The following is a 6,168-nucleotide window of genomic DNA, read 5'->3' as shown; positions in this document are numbered from 1 at the left end:
GGCGCCGGGCGCCGGCAGGTCACGGTCGACGAGCCGGAGAACGTCGGGGGCACCGTTGTCGCGGTAGATGATGGCCTTCATGATCCGTCCTTGGAGCCTGGTAGAGCGGGGTTTCCCGGCGTGGCCTGGCGGTTCGTCAGGGTGTCCGGCGTGTGGTGTGGTGACGGCCCGGTCCGCGTTGGTTCCGGTCAGCCGATGGGGACTTCGTGGGAGCGGGACTCGCTCGATCGCGCGACGCAGCAACGCGACGGCCTCGCCGCGGCGGTCAGGCAGACGCTTGAGCTGCGACGCGCCGTAGCCGACCCTGAGAACGGTGCGGGCGGCGAACGGGCGGTCGCGGTGGTCATGACGCTTTTCTCCTCGGTCGGTGTCGGTGTTCGTAAGTCGGTGTACAGCAGTTCGGCCTGGTAGAGCGCCATGGGCCGGTGGGCAATCGGGACAGCGCGCTCCCGGGCCTCGGCATGGTTGATGACGTCGTCGGGGTGGATCGCGGCCGTATCCGGCCCGCCGAGGACACCCGGCACGACATTCCGCTGCCCCCTCGCGAACTTGAGGTCCTTCGCCTCATCGCGGACAGCCTCTCCCCCAGCGAGATCACCGTGGCGCTCCTGATCAGCCAGGAGACCGTCAAGACCTTTGTGTCACGCGTCCTCGCCGAACTCGGGCTCCGCGACCGCGTCCAGGCGGCCGTCTACGCTTGCCGTCGAGGGCTGGTGACCTGACGCGCCGCTGGTGGCGGCGTCCGCGCGGTGTCACTCCGTCCGGGGCGGTGGTGGGTTCCATGTACGACGGGCCAGTACGGCCGCCTGTGCGCGGCTCTGGCATCCGGTTTTCGCCAGTACGCGGCTGACGTGCGTCTTCACCGTGTGCAGGCTGACCACGAGCCGGACGGCGATCTCCGCGTTGCTCAGCCCGTCGCCCACCAGGCGCAGCACATCGCGCTCCCGTGGTGTCAGGTCGGCCAGCCGGGTCAGGTCGCCGTTGTCCGGCCGCTGCCGGGTGGCGAGGTGGCTCGCGATGATCCGCTGGGTGACCGCGGGACTGAGCGCGCTGTGCCCGGCGGCCGTGGCGCGCACCGCGGCGGTGAGTTCTTCGTAGGAGCTGTTCTTCAGCAGGAATCCCACGGCGCCTGCGGCGAGCGCCTGGTCGACGTACTCGTCGAGGTCGAACGTGGTCAGTATGAGCGCCTGGGTGCGGCAGGGCCCCAGCATGCCGCGCCGGGCCAGTTCGGCCAGCGTCCACAGCCCGTCCCTGCGCGGCATGCGGATGTCCAGCATCAGCACGTCGGGTTTCAGCCGGACACACACCTCGACGGCTTCCTCGCCGTCCCCGGCTGTGCCGACCACGGTGATGTTCTCCTGGCTGTCCAGTATCACGGCCAGGCCGTCGCGGATGATCCGCTCGTCGTCCACGACAAGCACGGTGATCGGCTCAGACACCGGCGGCGTCCCGTGTCATGGGGCTCAGTGGCAGCGTGGCCACCACCTGGAAGCCGCCCTCGCCGGTCGGTCCGGCGCGCAGCTCGCCGCCCAACGTGTCGACCCGCTCGCGCATGCTGACCAGTCCCAGACCGGTGCCCCAGCCGGCCGGGGCGGGCTCCGCCGGCCGGGGGTTGACCACCTCGCAGCGCAACCGCCCAGCCTCCTCGGCGACGGTGACTCGGACCGGCGCGCCCGGTGCGTGGCGGCGCGCGTTGGTGAGCGACTCCTGCACGATGCGGTAGACGGTGAGCTGTACCGGGCGCGGCAGTGCGTCCGCCTCCGCCTCGATCCGCGCGTCCACGCGCGCGCCCGCGGCCCGGCTGCGGTCCAGCAGGTCGGGCAGATCGCCGAGACCGGGCATCGGTTGCAGCGGCGCCGCGTCGTCGGGACCGCGCAGCACCCGCAGCAGGTCCCGTAGTTCGCCGCCGGCCTGACGGCCCGCGAGGGCGAGCCCGTCGGTCTCGGTGCGCGCCCACTCCGGCAGCTCGCCGCCGCGAGCGCGCAGGGTTTCCGCGCGCACCACGAGCAGGGTGAGCGAGTGCGCGACCACATCGTGCATCTCGCGGGCGATCCGCACCCGTTCCTGCTGCGCGGCCTGCTGTTCACGCAACTGCTGTTCGCCCAGTACGTCCTCGACGCGCCGCTCGGTCGCCGCGAGGTTCGCGCGGTGGATGCGGGCGGCGAACCCGGTGGCCCAGGCCAACGGCATCGGGGCGAGGACGGCGAACACATCCGAAGAGCCCTGGTAGTCCGCCGAGAAGGTCGTCATGTGGTTGATCCACATCCCGACGGCGACCACCGCGCCACCGCCGAGCACGGCCAGCCAGGTGCGCGGCCGGCTCGTGCAGTAGCTGCCCACGCTGTGGAGGGCGACGGCGAGCGACAGGTAGACCAGCAGGGACAGCCGCACACCCACGGCAGCGCCCCAGACGACCCCGGTCACCAGGGCGCTGGTGATCACCAGGAACACGGCCACCGGCAGCCTGCGCCGCAGCGGCAGGACGACCGCGACCACCACCTCGCAGCCGGCCAGCAACCACCAGGCTCGCGCCGACACATCCGTGCTGGGCTGCAACAGCAACGGCGCGCACAGCGTCAGTACGACAAGCCCGGCGTCGACACCCCGGGGGCGCCATCCGGAACGCCACCAGGTGGAGTACTCCCTCACCCGTCCGACCCTAGCGGCGATCTCTCGCGGCATGGTCAATTCCCGCCATCGGAGCCGACGTTCGCGGTGGCGGCAGGGAGCCGTTCCGGCACCGCGTGCTGTTCGCGGCGCAGGGGTCGTGGTGTCCACCAGTTCCACTCGCCGAGCATGATCATCGCGGCGGGCAGGACCACGGCCCGGATGATCGTGGCGTCCAGCAGGATCGCCGCGGCGAGTCCGACTCCGAGCTGCTTCATGTCCAGGGTGGTCAGGGTGCCGAAAATGGAGAAGACGGCGACCATGACCACGGCCGCGCTGGTCACGGTGCCGGCCGAGGTGGTGATACCGCGCACGACCGCCTGCCGGTTCGGCATTCCGTCGCGGACCGCCTCCTCGATCCGGCTCACCACGAAGACGTGGTAGTCCATCGACAGCCCGAAGAGCACCACGAACAGGAACAGCGGCAGCCAGGTCACGATCCCGCCGTTGGACCGGAAGCCCAACAGGCCCTCGGCCCAGTGGTGTTGGAAGACCAGCGTCAGCAGCCCGTACGAGGCCGCCGCAGACAGCGAGTTCAGCGCGATCGCGGTGAGGGCGATGACCGGTGCCCGGAAGGTGGCCAGCAGCACGGCGAGGGTGAGCACGAGCACAAATGCGATCGCCCAGGGCATAGCGTCGGCCACGTCGGAGCTGAAGTCGGCGTTCATCGCGATCCAGCCGCCGACCGCGTACTGCGCGCCCGGCAGCCCTGACAGCGCCGCCGGGACCAGTCGCTGCCGTATGTCCTCCAGTGCTCGTGTCGCCTTGTCGCTGCCCGCCGTGTACGGCACGCCCACGTCGAGAACGGACACCGTACGGTCCGCCGAGGTCCGTAGCTGTGGCTGCCGGTCGTGCGCAAACAGCGGGTCTCGCTGTGTGCGTTCGCCCAGTGCGGTGAGCGCCTGTCGCACCCGGGCCGCCTCCCCGGCCGGGGTGCGGACCGCGATCTGGAAGGAGGAGCCGGTGCTCGGGAAGGCGTCGGCGAGCCGGTCGTAGCTCCGCATGATGGGGATCGAGCGGGGCAGGTCCGCGTCGTCGGTCAGCTTGAGGGTCATGCCCAGCGCCGGGGCGGCGAGCGCCAGCAGTCCGGTGACGGCGACCGCGAGGGTGGCCTTCGGGCGCCGCACAGCGGGCCGCAGCACCGCCGGCCAGAAGCGGCCTTCGCCCTCCTGCCGGGCGGCCAGCCGCCACACCAGCGGGACGCGCGGCCGGTCGAGCCGGCGTCCGAGCTTGGACAGCAGCGCGGGCAGCACCGTGACCGAGCCGAGCACCGCCACGGCCACCACCAGGATCGCGCCGGTCGCCAGCGAGTGGAACGTCGAGCCGTTCACGATGAACAGGCCGCACATGGAGACCGTGACCGCCAGACCGGAGACGACGATCGCGTGCCCGGAGGTGGCCGCCGCGATCTCGACCGCGTCCACGCCGCTGTGGCCCTTGGCCCGCTCTTCGCGTTCCCGCCGCAGGTAGAACAAGGAGTAGTCGACCCCGACCGCCATCCCGATCAGCAGGATGACGCTGTCCAGCACGTCGGTGGCCGGCACGAGGTGCGAGGCCAGCGCGGACAGCCCGATCGCCGTCCCGACCGACGACAGCGCCAGCAGCACCGGGACACCGGCGGCGACCAGCGCGCCGAAGGCCACCAGCAGGATCACCAACGTGACTGGGAGACTGATGAGTTCCGCCTTGTGGAAGTCGCCCTGGATACGGCTGTTCAGCGCCTTGTCCATCGAGGCGTCGCCGGCCTCCTCCACCCGCAGCGCCGGGTAGCTCTGCGCGACGGTTGCCGTCGCGTCCAGCAGCGGTTGGACGCGGTCTCCGGCGTCGTCGACCGACCCCGCGATCTCCGCCTGGACGAGCAGCACCGACCCGTTCGGCGCGAGGACGGCCGACTGGACCTCCGCCACCGCGGGCAGCGCCTTGAGGCGTGCGGTGATGTCGGCGGCGGCACGCCGGGCGACCGTCTCGTCCAGGGCGCCGGACCGGGCACTGATCAGGATGTTCTCCATCGCCGGGTCGGAGAACCGGCCGCTGTCCACGATCTCGGCCGCGCGGCCCGACTCCCCCGACGAGAAGTCCGCGTCGGCCGTCCTCGTGCCGACCGCACCGCCCACCGCGACACAGACCGCGACGAACAGCACCCAGCCGACGATCGCCCGCCACGGGTGTGTCGCGCTCCACCGCGCGATCCGCACTGTCACCATCGGGCGTTGCGCCCTGGGCATCGGGTGTTCCATTGTGGTCGTCCGGCGCTCCATGATCGCCTCCTCTTCTGGTTGGCGTCAGTTGGCGTCTGCCGGAAGGGACTTGCCGAGCATGGTGCAGACCGCGGCGTCGACCACCTTCTGGTCCGCGGCGCCCACACCCTCGGCGCGCATCCCGAACAGCGTCGTGGCCACCACGGTGACCGAGCGCTTCCCGGTCTCGTCCGTGTAGTTCTGGCTGGAGTAGCCGGGAACCGCGCCGGTGTGCCCCCACACCGGTCCACACGGGCTGAGGTACCTCTCGATACCGAGCCCGTACCGCGCGCTGTCCGGGTCACCGGGCGTCTCCACCACGGTCGTCTTCATCTCGGCGAGCTGCGCGGGCGGCAGCAGCCTGCCGAACGCCAGCGCCCGCAGGAACCGCTGCTCGTCGGCCGGCGTGGACACGATGGCGCCGGCGGCCCACGCCCATTCGGGGTTGAGCGAGGTCACCAGCACATGGTCGCCCCGGGCGGGGCCGGCGAACGCGGTGCCCTTGGGCGCCTCCGGTGGCAGCAGCGGCGCCAGGTGCTCGGCATCCGGCTCGTAGCCATCGGCCAGCTTGTCGCCGTCCCGGGACGCCCCGCTGGTGGCCAGGTAGGTGTCGTGCAGGCCGAGCGGCCGGATGATCCGACGCTGCAGCAGCGTTGCCAGGTCCTGGCCGGTCGCCTTCTCCAACACCAGGCCCAGTGCCGCATAGTTGGTGTTGCTGTAGGCGTACTCGGCGCCCGGTGTGAACAGCGGCGGGTACTGCGCCGAGACCGCCAGCAACTCCTCCGGCGTCACCGAGGACGTGTCCGCACCGGTCACCCGGGCGAGGGTGCCGGGATCGTTGATGTAGTCGAACAGGCCGCTGGTGTGGTTCAACAGCATCTTCAGCGTGATGTTCCCGCCGCCGGGCACCAGGCCCGGCAGCCACTTCTCCACCCGGTCCTGCAGCGACACCTTGTGCTCGGCGACCAGTTGCAGCACCAGCACACCGATCATGGTCTTGGTGTTCGACCCCATCCGGAACTGGTCATGGGCGGACAGCTTGTGGTCCCGCCTGGTCCACGCGGCCTGCCGCGCGAGCGAGATCGTCCTCCCGTTGCCGAGTTCCACCCGCACCGCCACTCCTGGCGCGCCCGCGTCGACTTCCTTCTGCATCAGCGCGGCCAGCTGCCGCGCGGCGGCGTCCTCTCCGGCCGGTCGGCCGGCCAGTCGGCTGCTGTCGACGCCCCGCGGCGCGGAGTCGTTCAGCGCGACCGCGTCCGGCGTG

5 protein-coding genes and 1 pseudogene are annotated in these 6,168 nt (G+C 71.3%); 2 read left to right on the top strand and 4 right to left on the bottom strand.

Annotated elements, in window-relative coordinates:
* Both ACWEKM_RS45395 and ACWEKM_RS45390 read left to right on the top strand, forming a co-directional pair.
* A partial coding sequence (locus ACWEKM_RS45395) for a hypothetical protein (protein WP_451627169.1) occupies nt 1-411 on the top strand: 411 nt, incomplete at its 5' end.
* Between the two features lie 74 nt (nt 412-485).
* Nucleotides 486-722, top strand: a pseudogene (locus ACWEKM_RS45390) (LuxR C-terminal-related transcriptional regulator); the annotation flags it as partial.
* 30 nt (nt 723-752) lie between these two features.
* Here ACWEKM_RS45390 and ACWEKM_RS45385 read toward each other — a convergent pair.
* The 4 genes from ACWEKM_RS45385 to ACWEKM_RS45370 all read right to left on the bottom strand — a co-directional run.
* Nucleotides 753-1,439: a response regulator gene (locus ACWEKM_RS45385; protein ID WP_451627168.1), complete on the bottom strand. Its 687-nt coding sequence runs from the start codon at nt 1,437-1,439 to the stop codon at nt 753-755.
* Complete coding sequence (locus ACWEKM_RS45380) at nt 1,432-2,649, bottom strand: sensor histidine kinase (RefSeq protein ID WP_451627167.1); 1,218 nt, start codon at nt 2,647-2,649, stop codon at nt 1,432-1,434. The genes ACWEKM_RS45385 and ACWEKM_RS45380 overlap by 8 nt, the downstream gene beginning before the upstream one ends.
* 35 nt (nt 2,650-2,684) lie before the next feature.
* Entirely contained in the window at nt 2,685-4,925 is a 2,241-nt protein-coding gene (locus tag ACWEKM_RS45375) for an MMPL family transporter (protein WP_451627166.1), read from the bottom strand.
* 24 nt (nt 4,926-4,949) lie between these two features.
* On the bottom strand, nt 4,950-6,168 hold a 1,219-nt coding region (locus ACWEKM_RS45370; protein ID WP_451627165.1), incomplete at its 5' end, for a serine hydrolase domain-containing protein.

The sequence above is a fragment of the Streptomyces sp. NPDC004752 genome (assembly GCF_053601275.1).
Note: the sequence above shows the minus strand (reverse complement) of the source record. Positions and strands in the feature narration are given on the sequence as shown.